Raw genomic sequence first — 21,050 nt, forward strand, 5'->3', positions numbered from 1 at the left:
CATGTGGCCGCCCTTAATCTGATTATTCAATACAAGTTTCAGTGATGTTGCGCAGGCACCGGTTGAGCCCCATCTTCCTGCGCCGGCACGAACTCGCCTTCCACATCCTTCTTGGCGATGAATGTATAAAACATCGGAACCACGAACAGAGTGAAGACCGTACCGATGGTGATTCCGGTGAAGATCACCAGACCCATTGAATAACGAGCCGCAGCACCAGCACCGCTTGCTATGATCAACGGAACAACACCGAGTGCCATCGCAGCCGTCGTCATCAGAATAGGACGCAGACGCGTTTCTGCAGAGAGGATGATGGCTTCACGACGTGAATGACCATGCAGACGGCGTTGCTGATTGGCGAACTCCACCATCAGAATGCCGTGCTTGGTTATCAGCCCCACGAGTGTAATGAGACCGACCTGCGTGTAGATGTTGAGCGTTCCAAGGCCGAGATTCAGCGGAACGATAGCACCGAAGATCGAAAGCGGAACCGACATCATGATGATGAACGGGTCACGGAAGCTTTCAAACTGCGCAGCCAGCACGAGATAGATCACGATAACGGCGAGGCCGAAAGCGATCAGGATCGTGTTGCCTTGCTCGACTTCAAGACGTGACTGTCCGGAATAGTCGAGGAAGAAACCTTCAGGCATCTTCTGCTGGGCCAGATTGACGAGCGTCTGCAGGCCCTGACCCGTTGTCACGCTTGGCATTGGAAGCGCAGAAATCGTCGCCGAATTGAGCTGGTTGAACTGCTCAATGGCCGCAGGTGAAGCATTCTGCTTGATCTGAATAACCGACGACAGAGGCACCATCGCACCCGAAACACTGCGAACATAGAATTCGCCGAGCTTTTCCGGGTTGGAACGATAGATATCCGGCACCTGGGTGATGATGTCATAGCTGTTCGAATCGCGGTCGAACTGGGCAATCTTTGCACCACCGGTCAGAAGACCAAGCGTCGAGCCAATATCGCTGACCTGAACACCAAGCGTTGCAGCACGATCGCGGTCGATTGTGATCGTCGTCTGCGGTGCATTATAGGACATCGAGTTCTGGACAATAATGAACTGACCCGTTGCCTGTGCCTCGTTCTTGATTTCCTCAGCAAGCTCGAAAACCTGATCCGAAGGACCTGTCGACTGAAGCGCAATCGAAATCGGCAGACCGCCGCCAGTGCCCGGCAGGGATGGCGGTGAGAAGATGAACGCTTCAACACCGGCGACTTTGCTAAGCCGACCCGTCAAATCCTGCTGGATTTCCTTCTGCGAGCGCGAACGTTCCGACCAGTCCTTCAACACCCAGAGCGCAATACCCGAATTCGTACCGCCATCCATGCCAACGATCTGGAAGCGTGTATCCAGTTCTGGCAGATCCTTGGTCAGACCATCAATCTGCTCGGCATAGAGATTGGTATATGCAGAAGTCGCATATTGCGGAGCCTGGAACATCGAGAACAGCGCGCCGGAATCTTCTTCAGGTGCCAGTTCTGTCGATGTGTTCACAAACAGGAAGCCTGTAAGGCCAACCAGAGCAATAACAATCATCAGAGTGATCGGGCGATAATTAAGCGAGCCCGACACCATGCGATGATACCACTTCTCGAATCTCGAGAAGGTGCTGTCGATGAACTTCTGGAACCGCGATGCTTCGCCATGTTTGAGCATGCGCGCGCACATCATCGGTGAAATTGTCAACGCTGCTACACCTGAGATGATAACAGCGCCAGCCAGCGTGAAGGCAAACTCACGGAACAGAGAACCGGTCAATCCGCCTGTAAAACCGAGAGGTGCGAACACCGCAGCGAGCGTGATTGTCATTGCGATAATAGAGCCGGTAATTTCCTTCATACCCTTGAAGGCCGCATCCATCGGACGCAATCCTTCCTCGATATGTCGGTGAATATTCTCCAACACCACAATCGCGTCATCGACCACCAGACCAATCGCCAGAACCATCGCGAGAAGAGACAGAAGGTTGATGGAAAAGCCGAGGATATAAAGGAAAAAGCAGACGCCGATCAGCGAAATCGGGATCGTTACGATTGGAATAAGCACCGCACGGAACGAACCGAGGAAGACAATGATGACCAGAATAACGATGGCCACGGCTTCGCCGATCGTCGTGAACACTTCCTTGATCGAAGAGCTGATCTGCTCGGTCGCGTCATAGACGAGATCAAGCTTCATGCCTTCTGGCAGTGAAGACTGGATTGACGGCAATTCCTTACGAACAGCATTCGCCATATCGATCGGGTTTGCAGCAGGCGTCGGATAGACACCCAAGAACGTACCCGCAGCACCGTTGAACGCAACGATTGTATCGGTGCTTTTTGCCGCCAATTCTACTTTTGCAACATCGCGAAGACGAACGACCTCATCACCCGACACCTTGATCGGCATTGCACCGAACGCCTCAGGCGTCTGCAAGGTCGATTCCAATGTGATCGAAGACGATACAAACTTGTTTTTGGTCGTGCCCGGTGCTGACAGGAAGTTAGAGGCATTGATTGCGGCCAGAACTTCTGGTGCAGTGATTTGGCGTGCCGCCAGCTGGATTGGATCAATCCAAACACGCATCGAATAGACCTGACCGCCGAGAATTTCAGCCTTGGCGACGCCCTGAATAGTGGACATGCGAGGCTGAATAACGCGTTCCAGATACTCTGTGATCTGTTCGCTCGTCATATTCGGGTTCTGCGCCGCCAGATACATGGTAGCGAAACTCTGGCCAGTACCCTTAACGATAACAGGATCATCAGATTCAGTCGGCAGATTGCCACGAACCTGATTGACCTTTGCAATCACTTCGGTGAGTGCAGCATCAGGGTTTGCGCCAAGCTTCATCTGAACCGTCACCGTGCTCGACGATGGGCGGCTGGATGAAGTGACATAATCAATGTCTTCAGTTGTCGCCACCGATTCAGCGATTGGCGATGTGATAAAGCCCTGAATAAGCTCAGCACTTGCACCAGCATAAGCCGTAGTGACTGTAATAACGGTTTCATCGACTTTCGGGTATTCGCGCACTGTAAGCTGCGCTATCCCCTGAAGCCCAAGAAGAATGATCATGAGAGCAACCACAGTAGCAAGTACGGGTCGCCGGATGAAGATATCGGAAAAGCTCATCTTGCTCGCCTATTACTTGTCAGCCGGTGTAACCGGATTGACTGTGTTGTCGACCGTTACAGCAGCACCTGGCGCAAGCCGGTTCTGACCCGCACTGATCACGATATCGCCAGCCTTCAAGCCATCAGTAATTTCTACAACGCCGCCATAACGACGACCGAGTTTGACGAAGACCTGCTGTGCGACAAGCTTTTCAGCCTGCCCTTCAGGAGCCTTTTCGCCCTCCTTCGGCTGTTCTGGACGAACAGCATAAGCGTAATCACCATAAAGGCTGGTCACGATTGCAGTCTGAGGCAATGCGAGAACATTGTCTTCCTGTGGAAGTTCGATGCGGACCTGAACGAACTGGCCGGGTGTCAGGCGCGGTTCATCGTTCTGCACCTCTGCACGGACCGAAACAAGGCGGCTCGCTGGGTCGATCTTTGGGTCAATACCAACAATCGTTCCATTGTAATTAAGTTTATCCGTGCTTGGACCAACCTTCACAGACTGACCAAGTTTGAGTGAGGTCAACGACTGTTCAGGCACAGTGAAATCAATGCGCATCTTGTCAGTTTCCTGCAAGGTGCCGATCACTGTCCCCGGCGTCAGATACTGACCAAGATCGATTTTTGAAATACCAATCACACCATCAAAGGGAGCCGTAACGGTCTTTTGGTCAAGAACGGCCTGCATTTTTGCGACGGCCGCCTGCTTGGCGCTTGCGGCCGCAGCAGTTGTATCGACATCGGAAACTGCACCAACGCCACGCGTGCGCAGTGTTTCAGCGCGCTTCAGGTTCTGATCGGCAAGAACGGCTTCTGCCTGTGCAGCGACCAGATCAGCCCGTTCGATGCTGTTTTCCAGCTCAAGAAGCACATCGCCCTTTTTGACTTCTTTGTTTGCGGTGAAATTGATCTTCTCCACAATGCCATTGACCTGTACAGTAAGATCAACCCCGTTGATCGCATTGGCCGAACCAATGGCTTCAATACCGGGTGTCCATACACTAGGCGCAAGCGTAACGGTTGAAACCGTCTTTGCAGGCTGCTGCATATTAGCGAAGAAATCCTTGATCGCTTGTGTTCTGAACAGGTTAAACCCAACAAGCCCTCCCACGACGATCACGAGGAAAATTATTGCCAGAATAAGGCGTTTGATCATTGCGGATGCACTCCAGGGTGTCGTTGGCGTGCTTCCTTTATGTTCCTCACAATTTGGTCGCACGTATTTTACTTGAATATAAGATGGAAATAACTGTACCGTCTGGACGGTATTGTCAACTATCGAACTGTCAGGAGACCCAAGGAATTGCACACAAAGAATAAGGTCTCTTCGCGAGAGCGCATTTTACGCGCAGCCGTTGAACTCGCCCAGGAGGTTGGACCAGCCCATATATCGCTTGATGCGGTGGCCGCCCGCGCAGGCCTCTCCAAAGGAGGGTTGCTTTATTCATTCCCGAATAAGGCAAAACTGCTTGAGGGTGTGGTTGAAGAATATATGAAAGAGCATGAACGCGCGATGGAGGTGCAGGAAAGCCTCCAGACCGGCGGTAAAAACAGAATTGCCCGCGCCTTTTTTGACGTCTATCGCATTCAGGCCGATGATGAACCACCAGCCAGCGGAATTCTGGCGGCACTCGTCGAGAACCCGGACTTCATGATTCCGGTCCGGCATTATCATCGATCTGTTCTGGACCGCATGCTGAAAGATGCGACAGACCCCAACCTTGTTTTGATTACCTATCTGGCTCTTTCGGGTCTGGAATGTAGCCGCTTACTTGATTGTGACATTGTCAGTGATGAAGAGCGGCATTCGGTCATCTGCCGGCTTGAGCAGATACTGGAAGCTGGCTAAGACCGACATTAGCCAATAGTCATTACAAAAAACGCGCCTTTGAAGGCGCGTTTTGTTTTCAGTCACAAATACTGAATCAGAGGGCGGGTATGTCGCCCCTCTCCCATCCGGCAGTCGTTTCAGCCGCGAAATCTTCAAAACGCCCTTCGGCGATGGCAGCACGAATGCCTTGCATCAGATACTGATAATAGGCGAGATTGTTCCATGTCAGCAGCATTCCACCCAGCGCTTCACCCGCCTTCACGAGATGATGCAGATAAGCGCGGCTGTAATCACGCGTTGCCGGGCAATTTGATTCTGGATCAAGCGGACGATGATCATCGGCATGACGCGCATTGCGCAGATTGACCTTGCCAAAGCGTGTGAACGCCAAGCCATGACGGCCCGCACGTGTTGGCATCACGCAGTCAAACATATCAATCCCGCGTGCAACCGATTTCAGAATGTCATCCGGCGTACCAACACCCATCAGATAGCGCGGCTTTTCTGAAGGCAGAATCGGGCAAACCACTTCGAGCATATCAAGCATGACGTTCTGCGGTTCACCAACGGCCAGACCACCAACGGAATAGCCCTTGAGATCCATGGCTTTGAGTGCTTCAGCAGAGCGTTCACGCAGGCGCGCATTGTCACCGCCCTGCACAATACCAAACATCGCCTTGCCTGCTTGTGTGCCGAAGGCCACTTTGCAGCGCTCGGCCCAACGCAGCGACAATTCCATCGCCCGTTCGGTGTTCTGTTCGGGCGATGGCAAAGCCACGCATTCATCAAGCTGCATCTGAATATCGCTATCGAGCAGACCCTGAATTTCTATGGAGCGCTCCGGCGTCATTTCATATGGCTTGCCGTCGATGTGCGACCGGAAAGTAACACCATTCTCGTTCAGCTTGCGCAGCTGAGCGAGAGACATCACCTGAAAGCCACCGGAATCTGTCAGGATGGGGCCTTTCCAGCCACCAAACTCATGCAGACCACCAAGACGCGCCACGCGTTCAGCGCCCGGACGCAGCATCAGGTGATAGGTATTGCCGAGGATGATGTCAGCGCCCAACTCCTTCACCTGATCCATATACATGGCTTTAACGGTTCCGGCCGTACCAACCGGCATGAAGGCGGGCGTCCGCACCACGCCGCGTGGCATGGAGATTTCGCCCCGACGGGCTGCGCCATCACGCGCAAGCACTTTGAATTCAAAATTTTCGCTGGTCATGCCGTGTCTCTAATATCTCAAGCTCGTTCAAGCAAGCTTGCATCACCATAGGAATAGAAGCGGTAGTCTGTCTCGATCGCGCGCTTATATGCTTCCTGCATCGTGTCGAAACCACTGAATGCGGAAACCAGCATGAAAAGCGTCGAACGCGGCAGGTGGAAATTAGTCATCAGCAGATCGACAGCCCGGAACTTATAGCCCGGTGTGATGAAAATGTCGGTAGCACCTGACCATGGCTGAACCGTGCCATCTTCGTCCGCCGCACTTTCGATCAAACGCAGTGACGTCGTGCCGACGCATATCACACGCCCGCCACGGGCATGAACTGCATTGAGCGCATTCGCCGTTTCCTGCGAAACATACCCGATTTCGGCATGCATCTTGTGGTCGGTCGTATCGTCAGCTTTTACTGGCAGAAATGTTCCAGCGCCGACATGAAGCGTTACGAAATGCTCTTCAATGCCCCGGTCGCGAATTGTCTTAAGCAGATCAGGTGTAAAATGCAGCCCGGCGGTAGGAGCCGCAACAGCACCCTCCTCACGCGCATAAACGGTCTGATAATCGCTGCGATCACGATCATCTTCAGCACGCTTGGATGCAATATATGGTGGCAGCGGAATATGACCCACCGCAGCAATGGCTTCATCGAGAGCAGCACTTGCGAGGTCAAACACCAGCAGAACTTCGCCGGCATCGCCTTTCTCGGCAACGGTTGCATCGAGTGTGCCGAGAAAACAGCTCGCACCGGAATGACCAAAACGGATGCGATCGCCTTCCTTCACGCGCTTGGCCGGACGCAGGAAAGCCTTCCAGCGATCAGGACCGGTACGCATGTGAAGGGTCGCACTCACCTGCGAAATATTGCCATCGCGCTCGCGCATGCCTTCAAGCTGCGCTGGAATGACTTTTGTATCGTTGAATACCAGCGCGTCGCCTAGCTGAAGCAGATCAGGCAATTCAAATACCTGTCGATCCTCGAATGGCTGGCCGGGACGAACACGCAATAATCTGGCGTGGTCACGCGGCTCTGCCGGGCGTAGCGCAATGCGCTCATCCGGCAAGTCAAAATCGAAAAGATCAACACGCATCATAAACCTCGTGAAAGCATTTCCGCTTCTGGGAATGCATCAAAGAAAGGCGGCCCCGGCAAAACCGGAGCCGCAATATCTCGTGTAAATTACAAGATCAGATATCGGAAGCGATACGTGCGGTTACGATCTTGTCTGGATCAGTAACTGGTTCGCCGCGCTTGATCGTGTCGACATTGTCCATGCCTTCGATAACCTGGCCCCAAGCAGTGTACTGGCGGTCGAGCCAAGGAGCATCGGTGAAGCAGATGAAGAACTGCGAGTTGGCCGAGTTCGGGCTCTGCGAGCGCGCCATCGAAGCCGTACCGCGCTTGTGCTGAGTGTTCGAGAATTCTGCCTTCAGGTCAGGCTTCTCGGAACCGCCCATGCCAGCGCGCGAGCCATTGAAATGTGCCCCACCCGTCTTGCCGAATTTCACGTCGCCGGTCTGGGCCATGAAACCATCAATCACGCGGTGGAATACAACGCCATCATAAGCGCCTTCGCGTGCCAGTTCCTTGATACGCTCTACATGTCCAGGAGCGAGATCAGGGTAGAGTTCGAGAACAACATTGCCCTTGGTGGTTTCGAGAACGAGTGTGTTTTCCGGGTCTTTATAAGCCATCGGGCCTCTCCTATTGAGCACATCCCATAAGTGTTGAATGATTTTTGCGACAGGGATGCGCATTGAATTTAAAACTGGAAGATGTCGATCTGATAAATCGGATCAAACCGCATTCCAAACTTACTTCTTATCGGCCTCAATCGTGGCCTTGATGATTTTGTCAGGGTTTTCGACCGAGCCATTGTCGGATTCATTACCCTTTTTGATCTTATCGACAGCATCCATGCCACTGACAACCTTGCCAACAACTGTGTACTGACCGTTCAGGAATGAACCTTCATTGAACATGATAAAGAACTGAGAATTGGCCGAGTTCGGGTCCTGGCTGCGTGCCATACCAACCGTACCGCGCACGAAAGGTTCCTTGGAGAATTCAGCCGGAATGTTCGAAAGCTCAGAACCACCGGTGCCAACACGCGAAGCATTGAAGCCCTTGTCCATATTGCCAAACTTCACATCGCCCGTCTGCGCCATGAAGCCGGGGATGACACGGTGAAAGGCAACGCCGTTATATGCACCTTCACGCACGAGCTTCTTGATCTGATCAACATGTTTCGGCGCGAGATCGGGACGTAACTCGATGGTTACATCGCCGCCCTTGGTATTCAGAAGCAGAGTGTTTTCAGCGTCAGCTGCCGACGCGAACTGCGCCGTTCCCATTGAGAGCGCCACAAAGGCAGCAGCGGCAAGCGTCGAACGAATAAATGGCATGATCGGAAAACTCCCTGCGATCAGGATTTGAATTTGGCTTCGAGCGCAGCGGCAACGGCTGCGGGAGCGAAAGGACGAATATCACCGCCCATAGAGGCAATCTGACGAACCAATGTGGCGGTAATGGTGCGCACAGCTGGATCAGCAGGCAGAAAAACAGTCTGAAGTTCTGGCGCCATAGTACCGTTCATGCCAGCCATCTGCATCTCATAGTCGAGATCGGTGCCGTCACGTAACCCACGGACCATGAGCTGCGCGCCGTGTTTGCGCGCCGCATCAATCACCAGATTGTCAAAAGAAATCACCGATAGCCGAGCGGCATCCTTGCCTAAAATGGCATGCGCACTGGCATCAATCAGTTCAACGCGTTCTTCAAAACTGAACAACGGTTTTTTGCCCGGATGAACACCAATGGCAACAATAACCGTGTCTGCAAGGCGCAGCGCACCTTTCAGTACATCAATATGGCCATTGGTCACCGGATCGAAGGAGCCAGCATAAATCGCGATTGTCATTTCTTCCAGCTAGCCTTTTCTCGTCAGATTTTCAACAACAACCACAATTGGAAAGAAATCAGAAACCAAGAAAACAGATGAATGCGATATGAACAACGATTTCACGACAAGTTCACAACCGATTTACCAAGATAGGCGCAAGTTTGGTGCAACCTTTTCGCTTCTCAAGCGTATCTATAACGAAAGGATACCGCGATGATGATATTTCTTCTGGCATTATCCATGATGGTAGCGATGGCTGCATCGGCGATTGTATTGCTTCTGGAAGAGAACGAAGCAAAGCGCCAACGCGTGCGTCCGACGGCGTTCAGCCTCAGCACCATGCGTAAATTGAGTTCGCGTTAATCTGTAGACCGAGAGCTTCTGAAGATCGCCAATATCCTCCAGTCTTGGCATCTGAAAGTCTTGGCATCTGAAAAAGGCCGATGGTAATTCCATCGGCCTTTTCATTTTGCTTCCATGATCGCCCGATACTCAAAGCAAGAGTGTCGTATGTCCTTACGGACGCACAAAGGACGCTCTAATTCATTGTATCTACGTATCGGCTCTAAAATCAAAATCGCTTTCAGGGCCGATACGCCAGGCATCTCATTTATTCCTCAGCAGGTGCCGCAGGCGCTTCACCTTCAGGGGCAGAATCACCGGCTTCAACAATGCCGTTCTCTTCATCGCTCTCCGTTTCCGAAATGCGTTCGACCGAGACAACTTTTTCGCCATCAGCCGTATTGAAGATCGTGACACCCTTGGTCGAACGTCCAGCAATACGAATACCGCCAACCGGGACACGGATGAGCTGACCGCCGTCAGAAACAAGAAGAATCTGGTCGCTTGCTTCTACCGGGAACAGCGCAACGAGCTTACCGATCTCATCGGCTTTCGAGGTATCAGTTGCCCGGATACCCTTGCCTCCACGCCCCGAAACACGGAACTCATAAGACGAAGAACGCTTGCCGTAACCATATTCACTGACCGTGAGAACAGTTTCTTCGCGCGCCTTCAGTTCCTGATAAAGCTCCTCGTTGAGTTCAGCTTCAACCGCAACTTCTTCACCGACGACAACGATATCATCCGCATCGTCAGCACCCTGCGCACGACGCTCTGCAATAGAGCGCTTAAGATATGCAGCGCGCTGCGAAGCATCAGCATCCACGTGATGCAGGATCGCCATCGAGATGACCTTGTCCCCATCAGCCAGATTGATACCGCGAACGCCAATCGAATTACGACCAGCAAACACGCGAACATCCGTCACAGGGAAGCGAATGCACTGGCCACCAGCACAAGTCAGCAGAACATCATCGAATTCGGTACATGTATCGACCGAAAGGATTTCATCACCGTCTTCTTCCAGCTTCATCGCGATCTTACCGTTACGGTTGACCTGAACGAAGTCAGAAAGCTTGTTACGACGAACCGTACCGCGCGTCGTCGAGAACATGACGTCGAGGTTTGCCCAGGACTCTTCATCCTCTGGCAACGGCATGATCGTTGTGATGCGTTCACCCTGCTGCAATGGCAGCATATTGATGAGTGCCTTACCGCGCGATTGTGGATTACCAACTGGCAGACGCCAGACTTTTTCCTTGTAGACAATACCGCGCGAGGAGAAGAACAGCACAGGCGTATGCGTATTGGCGACGAACAGACGAGTTACGAAATCCTCGTCCTTCGTTGCCATACCGGACCGGCCCTTGCCGCCACGACGCTGCGCACGATAGGTCGCGAGAGGCACACGCTTGATATAACCAGCATGGCTAACCGTCACGACCATATCTTCACGGGCGATGAGGTCTTCATCATCCATTTCCGCGCCACCGAGACCGAACTCGGTGCGGCGTGGTGTGGCGAACTCGTCACGAACGGCAAGCATCTCTTCCTTGACGATCGTCATAACGCGAATGCGCGAACCGAGAATATCAAGATAATCGCGGATTTCTTCGCCGATCTTGTTCAGCTCGTCCGCAACTTCATCACGTCCAAGAGCTGTCAGGCGCTGCAAACGCAGATCAAGAATAGCACGTGCCTGCTCTTCCGAGAGGTTATAAGTGCTGTCTTCGTTGATCCTATGACGCGGATCATCAATGAGACGGATCAATGGCGCCACATCAGCCGCAGGCCAACGACGCTCCATCAACTGCTCACGTGCCGTCGCCGGATCCGGCGCACGACGAATGAGAGCAATGATCTCATCAATATTGGCGACCGCAATAGCCAGACCAACCAAGACATGCGCACGATCACGCGCCTTATTGAGCAGGAATTTCGTGCGGCGTGTTACCACTTCCTCACGGAATGCAACGAATGCACGCAGCATGTCGAGCAGCGTAAGCTGTTCCGGCTTGCCGCCATTCAGCGCAACCATGTTGCAGCCGAAAGAGGTCTGCAGAGGTGTATACCTATAAAGCTGGTTCAGCACGACATCAGCAACGGCGTCGCGCTTCAATTCGACCACAACGCGATAGCCGTCGCGATCGGATTCATCACGCAGATCGGAAATGCCCTCAATACGCTTATCGCGCACCAATTCGGCCATTTTCTCGATCATCGAAGCCTTGTTCACCTGATAGGGAACTTCGGTAATGATGATGGATTCGCGATCACCGCGCATAGGCTCAATCGCCACAAGACCGCGCATAATGACCGAGCCACGGCCCGTGCTATAGGCTGAATTGATGCCAGCGCGTCCAAGGATGATACCACCGGTCGGGAAATCCGGACCCGGAATAATCTCCATGATTTCTTCCAGCTCAATTGCCGGATTTTCGATAAGCGCTATGCAACCGTCAATGACTTCGCCAAGATTATGCGGAGGAATATTGGTCGCCATACCGACCGCAATACCGCCAGAACCATTGACAAGAAGGTTCGGGAAGCGTGCTGGCAGAACCATAGGTTCCCGCTCGCGGCCATCATAGTTGTCCTGGAAATCAACCGTATCCTTGTCGATGTCCGACAGAAGGGATTCAGTGACCTTTTCCAGACGACATTCGGTGTAACGCATTGCCGCTGGCGGATCGCCATCGATGGAACCGAAATTGCCCTGTCCATCCACAAGTGGATCACGCAGAGAGAAGTCCTGCGCCATACGCACGAGGGCGTCATAAATAGAAGCGTCACCATGCGGATGGTATTTACCCATCACTTCACCGATCACACCTGCCGATTTACGGTAGGGGCGATTGTAAGCGAGGTTCATCTCGTTCATGGCATGGAGAATACGACGGTGCACGGGCTTAAGACCATCGCGCACGTCAGGCAGAGCACGGCTCACGATAACGCTCATCGCGTAATCGAGATAGGAGCGCTGCATCTCCTCAATAATGGAAATCGGTTCGATACCTGTAGGGCCGCTCGGGCCGCCATTCATATCTTCGGAACCGGGTGGAGGTGTTTGATCTGACACTATTCAGATATCTTTCTCAACAGAATCGATAAAGTCACTTTATAAAGTAAAACAGCACAAAACGCCAATTTCACCGCCATTTCAACCGGCTTATTTCCTTTATCGAATCAATAACTTAAAAGATATTCACATAAAGATCGCGCAATGATGTTGCCGCCAGGAGCGCTTTCCGTCGACCAGGCACCTCTCATCAGCTACAATCTGTTTTACAATTGAAGCAAAGAATACCAACAAAAAGGGCGAGTTTAGCATGGGGTTCTACGATACGGTTTTCAGCGCCTTCGTCACCCTTCTCGTCACAATCGATCCACCGGGCCTGGCGCCACTATTTTTGGCACTTACACCGGGGATGGACCGCAGCCATCGCGGTCAGGTTGCTCTGCGCGCATCCATCATCGGTTTCATTGTCATGGCGCTGTTTGCAATAGCTGGCGCACAGATTTTAGGGATGTTCGGCATCAGCATCGGTGCTTTTCGCGTCGCGGGTGGCTTGTTGCTTTTCTGGATCGCTTTCGAAATGATTTTTGAGAAACGGACCGAGCGTAAGGAAAAGAGTGCCGAGGTGGCCATCACCAAGGACCATATCCGCAATATCGCCGCCTTCCCGCTCGCCATTCCATTGATCGCCGGTCCGGGTGCTATTTCAGCAATCGTACTGACATCGGACTCCTTCGATGGCATCGGCCCACGAGCCGCCCTCCTTGGTGTCATAGCTGTTTGCTTGTTGATTACCTATTTCGTGCTGCTGCTCGCAGAACGCGTCGACCGGTTTCTTGGCGAAACCGGTCGTTCTATCCTGACCCGACTGCTCGGTGTTATCCTAGCAGCACTTGCAGTTCAGTTCGTCGCAGACGGCGTGAAGTCTTTAATCAACGGCTAAGCAGATTTCATTGCTTTCTTGCCGATCATCGCATGGCGAAGCTTGGATGAGAACCAATCGATAACGGCAACCGCCACAAGGATCATCAGGATCAGGAATGAAACGTCCTGAAGATTGAGAACCTTGATCTGTTCAGCAAGATGCGCACCAATACCGCCTGCCCCAACAATGCCGATGATCGTCGCGGAACGGGTGTTGGATTCGAAGAAGTAAAGCACCTGACTGCCCATGAGCGGTAAAACCTGCGGTAATATGCCGAAGCGATAGCCATGCAGTCTGTTGCCGCCTGAAGACACAACGCCTTCCACCGGCTTCTTGTCAGCCCCTTCGATAGATTCCGAGAACAATTTGCCGAATGCACCGAAATCCGAACAGGCAATCGCGAGAATGCCGGCAAATGGTCCAAGGCCCACAACCGATACCCAGATCAATGCCCATATCAGGGTATCAACGCCACGAATGGTGTCGAGAAAGCGGCGAATACCAAAGTGCAGAAAGATATTCGGAATGATGTTCTTGGCGGCCAGAAAACCGAATGGAAAGGCGAGGATCGCGGCTAGCAAGGTACCAAGATAGGCGATCGCCAATGTTTCCATCATAGACCACAGATAGAGACTGAACCGCCCACCGGACGACGGCGGCATCATCATCAGTGCGAAATCACCAAGACGACCAAGCCCGTTAAGAATACGCAACAGCGAAAAATCGAGCCAGTAGAAAGCGAACCAGACCGAAGCAATCACAGCGACGGTAAAAATCGCCAGATTGCGCCATGCACGCGCATTTCCAAAAAGTTCGGCATGTTCCGACCTGAGTTCTTTTTCATGCGCGTGCGCTTCGCGGGAGAGACTTTGTGCTACATCTGTCATCGTTTAATCTCCCATTTAACCTATACGGCCAAGAAGCGTGTGGCGAACCCGCTGCGTGATGAGATCGATGACAACAATAGTCACGATAATCAGAAGCAGGATGGCACTCACGTCGCTGTAGTAGAATTGGCGGATCGATGTGAGCAATTCCTGTCCGATACCACCCGCCCCGACAAAGCCCATGACTGACGCGCCGCGGACATTGATCTCGAAGCGCAGCAATCCGTAGGATGCAAAATTCGCAGCCACCTGTGGCAGCACAGCAAATCGAATGACCTGCAGGCCAGACCCGCCGGCAGCACGGATACCCTCGACAGGCCGCATGTCTATATTCTCGACGACTTCCGAGAACAGTTTACCAAGTGCGCCGGTGGTATGAAGCATGAGCGCAAGTACACCGGCCATCGGCCCAAGACCGAAGGCGATGACGAACAAGAGCGCGAAGACGATTTCAGGAACAGTACGCAGCAACTCAAGTCCACGACGAACGATAAATCTCACAGTCGAGTTTGGCGCCATATTCGATGAGGCTGCAAAGGAAGCTGCAAAAGCAACGACAGCCCCGATCAAAGTAGCCAGATAGGCAATCAACAGCGTCTCAAACAGCATTTTGAGCCAGCCGCCGAGATTCCAGTACCAGGCGGCCATATCGCCCCAGAAATTGGCAATGGTGATACTTGGCAGAATGCGCCCGAGATAACTTGTAAAGCGAAAGAGATTTTCGGCCAGTGTGCCCGGCCGAACATCGGCGACGACGGAGGCAGCAATGGCGATAACAACAAGCGCGAGGAGCAGCGCAATACCGTAGAGACGCCGTTTGCCGACTTCCCTGCGATAATCGGCAAGCAGGCCTTTTGCACCATTGCCGTCGAGTGAGGATACCGTCATGCGATCTTTCCTATAAAAATGCCCGGAACCATGAGGTTCCGGGCATTTAAATCGTTCCAGGGATTAAGACTTGCGGGCCTTGTCGTTGAACTTGAGCATCTCGATGATTGGCTCATATTCCTTGGCTTCGGTCGCAACAAAATCCTGATCCTTGCCATCGGAAAGGGCGTCAAAGCCGGCCTTGTCCTTCTTTGGCATATCGAGGAAAGCCTGCTTGATGTCGGTCTTGAGCTGGTCTGGCAGCGTGCTGAGGACAGCAAATGGTCCTTCAGGAAGGAAGTCCGACTTGAAGATGACGCGGAAATCATCCTTGGTCATCAGCTTGCCGTTTGCATCCTTGAGAACGCCACGGCTGATCATGCGGGTCAGGTTGGAATCGTCTTCCGAATTCCAGGAATTGGCAGCAGCATCAGCGGTGCCCTGAGCAAGTGCCAGAACTGCATTTTCATGGCTGCCTGCAAAGAAGTTCTTACCAAAGAACGAATCGACGCTATAGCCGTCACGATTCAGGAAGAAGCGCGGTGCATTGTTGCCCGATGTCGAGTTTGGATCAACCAGAGCGATCGCCTTGCCTTTGAGGTCGTCCATCTTCTGGTACGGGCTGTCAGCGCGGACATAAACGACCGAATAATAGCCGTTGACGCCGGTATCATGACGCTGGTTGACGAGCGGAGTGGTTTCAACGCCAGTCATGACGGCACGCGCATAAGAAGCCGGGCCATAGAAAGCGATCTGGATGTTACCAGCGCGCTGACCTTCGATAACCGCAGCATAGTCGTTTGCAACGCGAAGGGTTACCTTGGTGCCAAGTTCCTTGCCGAGATAAGCAGCCAGAGGCGCATAACGGTCAGAAGTGGTCGAAGCGTTTTCAGCTGGGATCACGCCCAGAACGATTTCCGGATAGTCCTTGCTCCAGTCAGCAGCCTGAGCAGTGGAAGCCATCATCGGCAAAGTCAGCGTAGCGGTAAGCGCAGCAGCCGCCAGAAAGTTTCTACGGTTAAGCATAGGTATCTCCTGTTAATCCCTGATTTTGGAGCGTAATTTTTCCGGCGTTTAGGCGGAAAGTTGGCGCAGAACGGCTTCAGCCGACTGCGGAACTGGCATTGGCATTGGCTCGGTTGCATCATCCGTATCGATGACGTCATCGGCTTCCATGCCATAAAGGTCTCGTGATGCCATATCGGTAAGCATTGATGGTGTTCCTCGGAACACAATCTTGCCGGCAGACATCCCGACGAGACGGTCGCAATAGCTGCGTGCGATATCGAGTGAGTGCAGATTGCAGAGAACAGTAATTCCATATTCGCGATTGATGCGACGCAGTGCATCCATGACGCTGCGCGTATTGCGCGGGTCAAGCGAAGCAATTGGCTCGTCAGCGAGAATAATACGTGGCTGCTGAACAAGTGCGCGGGCAATAGCTACACGCTGTTGTTGGCCACCGGAAAGCTCATCGGCGCGGTGGGCGGCCAGATGGGCAATGTCGAATTGCTGCAAAGCGGAAAGAGCAATAAGTCGCTCCTCATCGCTCCAGATACGCAGAAGCGACTTAGGAGTAGAAACATAATTCAAACGCCCCATCAGGACGTTCGTCAAAACATCAAGCCGATCAACCAGATTGAAGTGCTGGAAAATCATCGCACATTGAGCACGCCATGCGCGCAGCCCAGAGCCTTTAAGCCCCGTGACGTCACGACCATCCCAGTGAATAGTTCCCTCTGAAGGCTCGACAAGGCGATTGATCATACGCAGCAGCGTTGACTTACCCGCACCTGAACGCCCGATAATTCCCACAAACGTGCCAGGCTCGATCTCGAGGTCAACACCCGAAACCGCCACTTTATCATTATAGTGGCGTGTTACGTTTTTTAGTTGAAGCATGAATTCATCTCCATTCATGCTCACTATCGATCCATTCAATGACACTGCAATGAACGGACAATGACGTTTGTGTAAACGTACACACCACTATAGGATTTTAAGTTAAGCGATTGTTTTAACGCTCATTTCCTGCAAGTGCTTTAGGAACGCTTCTGTGGATGCTGCGACTTCGCCCGAATTGTCTATTATGACAACATCATCAGCACCGTCATCAAAGCTCACTTCACGCGCAAGTCGCAGAGCAATTTCTTCTCTACTTTCACGACCGCGCGATGCGAGCCGTTCTGCGAGTACCTCCGGCCGGGCTGAAATGATGACCACCGAACGCTCAGCATAAAGCCTGCGAATATCACCGAGCACACGACGCGAGACGTTGGCAATCACAACAGTTCCGTCTGCGATTTCATTATCGAGCGATTTCGGCAATCCATAGCTCAGCCCATGCGCCTGCCAGTGCAAGGCAAAAGCACCCTCACCTGCAGCCTTCGCAAAAGCCGCTTCATCAAGGCTATCATGATCTTCCGTACCCGGCATTTGCGGACGCGTGATAATGCGGCGCACAAAATGGAACCGCGTGTCGTTCGCGAGAGCCACACGTGCCGCATCCATGATCGTGTCTTTGCCGGCCCCACTGGGGCCGACAACAGCAACGAAACATCCACCCGGCTTATTATCTGCCTGCATCACAACACACGCTCACCTTCACGCCAGACTGTGCGAACGACAGGGATAGCACCCCTGGTGCGGGTGCGAACCAGATCGGCACGCTTGCCGATAGCGATCTCGCCGCGATCATCCATTGCCATAGCGTCGGCTGGATTTTTGGTCACAAGACGAATGGCAGAGGTCAATGCAACCGGACGTTCGCCCGATGCGAGAGCAAATGCCGACTGGATAAGGCTGAACGGGATATAATCTGACGACAAAATATCGAGACTACCATTATCGACCAGATCACGAGCAGCGATATTCCCGGAATGCGAGCCGCCGCGCACGATGTTCGGCGCACCCATCAGGATCGACAATCCTGCACCTTTGGAAGCATTGGCTGCTTCCATCGTGGTGGGAAATTCGGCAATCCGCACGCCATGATCAAGCGATTCATCGACATGATTACTTGTCGCATCGTCATGGCTCGCCAACACAATCCCGCGAAGGGCCGACAAATCGGCTATCGCGCGGCGATGTTTTGCAGAATAGGCGTCTGAATCCGCCATGCGCTTTTCACAATGCACCCGGAACTCCTCATCCGTGAGCTTCATCTTACGCATGTAATAGGTGCGATAAGTCTCAAGATCAACGAATTGCCGTTGTCCCGGCGCATGATCCATCAGCGAAGCAAGCTTGACCCGGTCGTCATTTTCAAAAAGCGCAAAGCTTTCAAGGCAATCCGCCGATGAAACTTCACAACGCAGATGCAGGAAATGATCAGCGCGCAGCCTGTTTTCGCGCACACCGCTTTCAATAGCATCTGCAAGCATACGCATATCCTTGCCGGCAAAATCGCGATCATAGTCAGAGCCAACACGCATGGCGTCGAACACAGTCGTTATACCGGACGCCGCGACCTGCGCGTCATGGGCCTGAACTGCAGCATCCACGTTCCAGCGAACTTTCGGGCGTGGTGCGTAATGGCTTTCGAGCTGGTCAGTGTGCAGTTCGATCAGACCCGGAATGACATAATCGCCATCCATGTCATCACCACCATTGGTGTTGCCCTGATCTATCGCTGCAATTTTGCCGTCGCGGATCAGGATCGAACCGCTGACAATCTCGTCAGCGAGCACAATGCGCGCATTTTTCAGAACGATTTCGTTAGCCATTGGATAGCTCTTTCATAACCGCGTTTGTATTAGCGGCCGTTTCATATTTCGAGAGGAAAGCTTCGATTTCGAGCGCGCGAAAATCGTCGAGCGCGTCACGCAAGCGGTCATGGCTCCAGTCCCACCAGGCCAGCAGGTCCAGACGATTGCCGGTAGCTGCATCGAAACGCTCACGGATAAGACGTGCGGGCACTCCGCCGACAATTGTATAGGGTGCCACGTCCCTGCTCACGACCGCTCCGGCTCCAACAACCGCACCATTGCCAACCGTCACGCCCGGCAGAATGGTCGAACCGTGGCCAAGCCATGTATCGTGACCGATCTGCACGGCATTGCCGCGTCGCCACTCGAAAAACTCGGTTTCATCTTTTTCGCCCGGCCAGTAATCACCAGCACGATAGGTAAAATGATGCAGTGTCGGACGCCAGGTCGGATGGTTGGTCGCATTGATGCGCACATGACTGGCAATATTCGAGAATTTGCCGATTTCCGCGCACCAGATTTCACAGTCGATACCGAGATAGGAATAGTCATCAAGCACAGTTTCCGAAACCCGGCTGCGCGCGCCAACCTCAGTGTATCGGCCAAGTTTACTGCCGTTCACTTCAGCGGTTTCGTGAACCAAAGGTTCGACCGAGAGTTTGGTCATGCCGCAGCCCTCGGAGAAAAAGTGGTGACATCGATGATCCGGTCCGCAACCTGTTCACGCACATCTTCATCATGGAAGATGCCAAGCATTGCGACTCCCTGAGCCTTCTTGGCCTTTATAAGATCAACAACGACTGCACGGTTCTTGGCATCAAGTGAAGCTGTCGGTTCATCAAGCAGCAACACCGGATGGTCTGTGATGAAGCCGCGCGCAATGTTCACACGCTGCTGCTCGCCACCTGAGAATGTGGCAGGAGGCAGCGCCCAGAGCCGTTCTGGCAGGTTGAGCTGAGCCAGCAATTCGCTGGCTCGATTGCGGGCGACCTCGCGGTCCACATTACGAGCCACTAACGGCTCTGCGACAACATCTATCGCCGCCACACGCGGCAGCGTACGCAAAAACTGGCTGACATAGCCAATTGTATCGCGCCGCACCGCGAGAACTTCACGCGGATCGGCTGTCGCCAGATCCACCATGCGATCTTCGTGACGAATGAGGATCGAGCCTGCATTCACCGCGTAATTGCCATAGACCATCTTGAGAATGGAGCTTTTACCGGCACCGGAGGGACCGCCAAGCACAGCACATTCGCCAGATTCGAGCCTGAAATCCACACCGCTCACGACCGGCAATTGAATGCCGGCCTGCAAATGCATCGTGAATGTCTTCGCCAGACCTGAGACGGTCAACGGGGAGGATGTTTTAACTTCGGACATTTCTCACCTCAAACATGAAGCTTCGCTAATTTACGAACAACATGCTGCAAACATCTGTTTTAATTTACTAAACCTGAAGAATGGACGACACCAAAAGCTGCGTGTATGGCGCTTGCGGGTCATCCAGAACGCGGTCAGTAAGGCCCTGCTCAACAATATGGCCGTCTTTCATGACCATGATGCGATGGGAAAGAAGACGCGCCACTGCAAGATCGTGGGTAACGATAACAACCGAAAGGCCGAGATCACTCACCAGACCACGCAGCAGATCGAGCAGACGCGCCTGGACAGACACATCAAGACCGCCGGTTGGTTCATCCATGAAGACAAGACGCGGTGCTGTCACCAGATTGCGTGCAATCTGCAGACGCTGACGCATACCACCAGAGAATGCGCGAGGTTGGTCATCTATACGATCAGAAGCAATTTCAACGCGTCCCAGCCACTCGGTCGCCGTGTTGCGAATATTGCCGTAATGACGCTCGCCGACAGCCATCAGCCGCTCGCCAACATTGGCGCCTGCCGAAACAGTCATACGCAGACCATCGGACGGATTCTGATGCACAAAGCCCCAATCGGTACGCATCAGGAAACGGCGTTCTGCTTCGCCGATCTTGTAAAGATCGCGGAATTCACCATCGCGCATCCGATATTCCACGCTGCCCGTTGTCGGTTCCAGACGTGTAGCCAGACAATTAAGCAGCGTTGTCTTGCCGGAGCCGGATTCACCGACGATGGCCAGCACTTCGCCCGGCCAGAGCGAGAAATCAATATCAGCGCAACCACGACGGCTGCCATAAAACTTGGAAAGATTGCTGACTTTCAGCAGAGGTTCGACGCTCATTTCTT

The 21,050-nt window shown here is 53.0% G+C and carries 20 protein-coding genes; 3 read left to right on the forward strand and 17 right to left on the reverse strand.

Annotated features, from left to right (window positions below):
* Nucleotides 1-38: 38 nt before the first annotated feature.
* Entirely contained in the window at nt 39-3,128 is a 3,090-nt protein-coding gene (locus CEV32_RS11840) for an efflux RND transporter permease subunit (protein ID WP_094577310.1), read from the reverse strand.
* 12 nt (nt 3,129-3,140) lie between these two features.
* On the reverse strand, nt 3,141-4,271 hold the full coding sequence (locus tag CEV32_RS11845; RefSeq protein WP_094577311.1) for an efflux RND transporter periplasmic adaptor subunit: 1,131 nt from the start codon (nt 4,269-4,271) through the stop codon (nt 3,141-3,143).
* Between the two features lie 147 nt (nt 4,272-4,418).
* On the opposite strand from CEV32_RS11845, the gene CEV32_RS11850 reads away from it, so the two are divergent.
* On the forward strand, nt 4,419-4,964 hold the full coding sequence (locus CEV32_RS11850; RefSeq protein ID WP_094577312.1) for a TetR/AcrR family transcriptional regulator: 546 nt from the start codon (nt 4,419-4,421) through the stop codon (nt 4,962-4,964).
* A gap of 76 nt (nt 4,965-5,040) precedes the next feature.
* Here the strand turns inward: CEV32_RS11850 and tgt are convergent, their stop codons facing one another.
* The 5 genes from tgt to coaD all read right to left on the reverse strand — a co-directional run bounded on the left by tgt (nt 5,041) and on the right by coaD (nt 9,092).
* Complete coding sequence (tgt, locus tag CEV32_RS11855) at nt 5,041-6,174, reverse strand: tRNA guanosine(34) transglycosylase Tgt (protein WP_094577313.1); 1,134 nt, start codon at nt 6,172-6,174, stop codon at nt 5,041-5,043.
* 17 nt (nt 6,175-6,191) lie between these two features.
* Nucleotides 6,192-7,262, reverse strand: coding sequence for a tRNA preQ1(34) S-adenosylmethionine ribosyltransferase-isomerase QueA (gene queA, locus CEV32_RS11860; RefSeq protein WP_094577486.1), 1,071 nt, complete (start codon nt 7,260-7,262; stop codon nt 6,192-6,194).
* Between the two features lie 97 nt (nt 7,263-7,359).
* A complete protein-coding gene (locus tag CEV32_RS11865) occupies nt 7,360-7,866 on the reverse strand; it encodes a peptidylprolyl isomerase (protein WP_094577314.1) in 507 nt (168 codons plus the stop codon).
* Between the two features lie 120 nt (nt 7,867-7,986).
* Entirely contained in the window at nt 7,987-8,577 is a 591-nt protein-coding gene (locus tag CEV32_RS11870; RefSeq protein ID WP_094577315.1) for a peptidylprolyl isomerase, read from the reverse strand.
* Between the two features lie 20 nt (nt 8,578-8,597).
* Nucleotides 8,598-9,092 carry a pantetheine-phosphate adenylyltransferase gene (gene coaD / locus CEV32_RS11875; protein ID WP_094577316.1) on the reverse strand — a complete coding sequence of 165 codons (495 nt, stop codon included), beginning with the start codon at nt 9,090-9,092 and terminating at the stop codon, nt 8,598-8,600.
* A 195-nt stretch (nt 9,093-9,287) separates the two neighbouring features.
* On the opposite strand from coaD, the gene CEV32_RS23705 reads away from it, so the two are divergent.
* Nucleotides 9,288-9,437, forward strand: a complete 150-nt coding sequence (locus CEV32_RS23705) for a hypothetical protein (protein ID WP_167382793.1) — start codon at nt 9,288-9,290, stop codon at nt 9,435-9,437.
* A 247-nt stretch (nt 9,438-9,684) separates the two neighbouring features.
* Here CEV32_RS23705 and gyrA read toward each other — a convergent pair whose 3' ends face one another.
* Nucleotides 9,685-12,459 (reverse strand): DNA gyrase subunit A, encoded by a 2,775-nt coding sequence (gene gyrA, locus CEV32_RS11880; RefSeq protein ID WP_094577487.1) that lies wholly within the window; start codon nt 12,457-12,459, stop codon nt 9,685-9,687.
* A 286-nt stretch (nt 12,460-12,745) separates the two neighbouring features.
* Between gyrA and CEV32_RS11885 the strand changes: the two genes are divergently transcribed.
* Nucleotides 12,746-13,375: a MarC family protein gene (locus CEV32_RS11885; protein WP_094577317.1), complete on the forward strand. Its 630-nt coding sequence runs from the start codon at nt 12,746-12,748 to the stop codon at nt 13,373-13,375.
* Here the strand turns inward: CEV32_RS11885 and phnE (CEV32_RS11890) are convergent.
* From phnE (CEV32_RS11890) to phnK, 9 genes are all read right to left on the reverse strand, one after another.
* A complete protein-coding gene (gene phnE, locus CEV32_RS11890; protein ID WP_094577318.1) occupies nt 13,372-14,244 on the reverse strand; it encodes a phosphonate ABC transporter, permease protein PhnE in 873 nt (290 codons plus the stop codon). The two genes, CEV32_RS11885 and phnE (CEV32_RS11890), sit on opposite strands and share 4 nt — an antisense overlap.
* A 15-nt stretch (nt 14,245-14,259) precedes the next feature.
* Complete coding sequence (gene phnE, locus CEV32_RS11895; RefSeq protein WP_094577319.1) at nt 14,260-15,132, reverse strand: phosphonate ABC transporter, permease protein PhnE; 873 nt, start codon at nt 15,130-15,132, stop codon at nt 14,260-14,262.
* A gap of 63 nt (nt 15,133-15,195) precedes the next feature.
* Nucleotides 15,196-16,137, reverse strand: coding sequence for a phosphonate ABC transporter substrate-binding protein (gene phnD / locus CEV32_RS11900; protein WP_094577320.1), 942 nt, complete (start codon nt 16,135-16,137; stop codon nt 15,196-15,198).
* 48 nt (nt 16,138-16,185) lie between these two features.
* Nucleotides 16,186-17,013: a phosphonate ABC transporter ATP-binding protein gene (phnC, locus tag CEV32_RS11905; protein ID WP_094577321.1), complete on the reverse strand. Its 828-nt coding sequence runs from the start codon at nt 17,011-17,013 to the stop codon at nt 16,186-16,188.
* 102 nt (nt 17,014-17,115) lie between these two features.
* The gene (gene phnN / locus CEV32_RS11910) at nt 17,116-17,697 is read right to left on the reverse strand and encodes a phosphonate metabolism protein/1,5-bisphosphokinase (PRPP-forming) PhnN (protein ID WP_094577322.1); all 582 of its coding nucleotides are present in this window, start codon (nt 17,695-17,697) and stop codon (nt 17,116-17,118) included.
* On the reverse strand, nt 17,697-18,836 hold the full coding sequence (locus tag CEV32_RS11915; RefSeq protein ID WP_094577323.1) for an alpha-D-ribose 1-methylphosphonate 5-triphosphate diphosphatase: 1,140 nt from the start codon (nt 18,834-18,836) through the stop codon (nt 17,697-17,699). The genes phnN and CEV32_RS11915 overlap by 1 nt, the downstream gene beginning before the upstream one ends.
* Nucleotides 18,829-19,485, reverse strand: coding sequence for a DapH/DapD/GlmU-related protein (locus tag CEV32_RS11920; RefSeq protein ID WP_094577324.1), 657 nt, complete (start codon nt 19,483-19,485; stop codon nt 18,829-18,831). The genes CEV32_RS11915 and CEV32_RS11920 overlap by 8 nt, the downstream gene beginning before the upstream one ends.
* Nucleotides 19,482-20,201, reverse strand: a complete 720-nt coding sequence (phnL, locus tag CEV32_RS11925) for a phosphonate C-P lyase system protein PhnL (protein WP_094577325.1) — start codon at nt 20,199-20,201, stop codon at nt 19,482-19,484. The genes CEV32_RS11920 and phnL overlap by 4 nt, the downstream gene beginning before the upstream one ends.
* A 67-nt stretch (nt 20,202-20,268) precedes the next feature.
* Nucleotides 20,269-21,045 (reverse strand): phosphonate C-P lyase system protein PhnK, encoded by a 777-nt coding sequence (gene phnK, locus CEV32_RS11930; protein ID WP_094577488.1) that lies wholly within the window; start codon nt 21,043-21,045, stop codon nt 20,269-20,271.
* Nucleotides 21,046-21,050: the final 5 nt, after the last annotated feature.

The organism is Brucella rhizosphaerae (genome assembly GCF_002252475.1).
Taxonomy (GTDB): domain Bacteria; phylum Pseudomonadota; class Alphaproteobacteria; order Rhizobiales; family Rhizobiaceae; genus Brucella; species Brucella rhizosphaerae.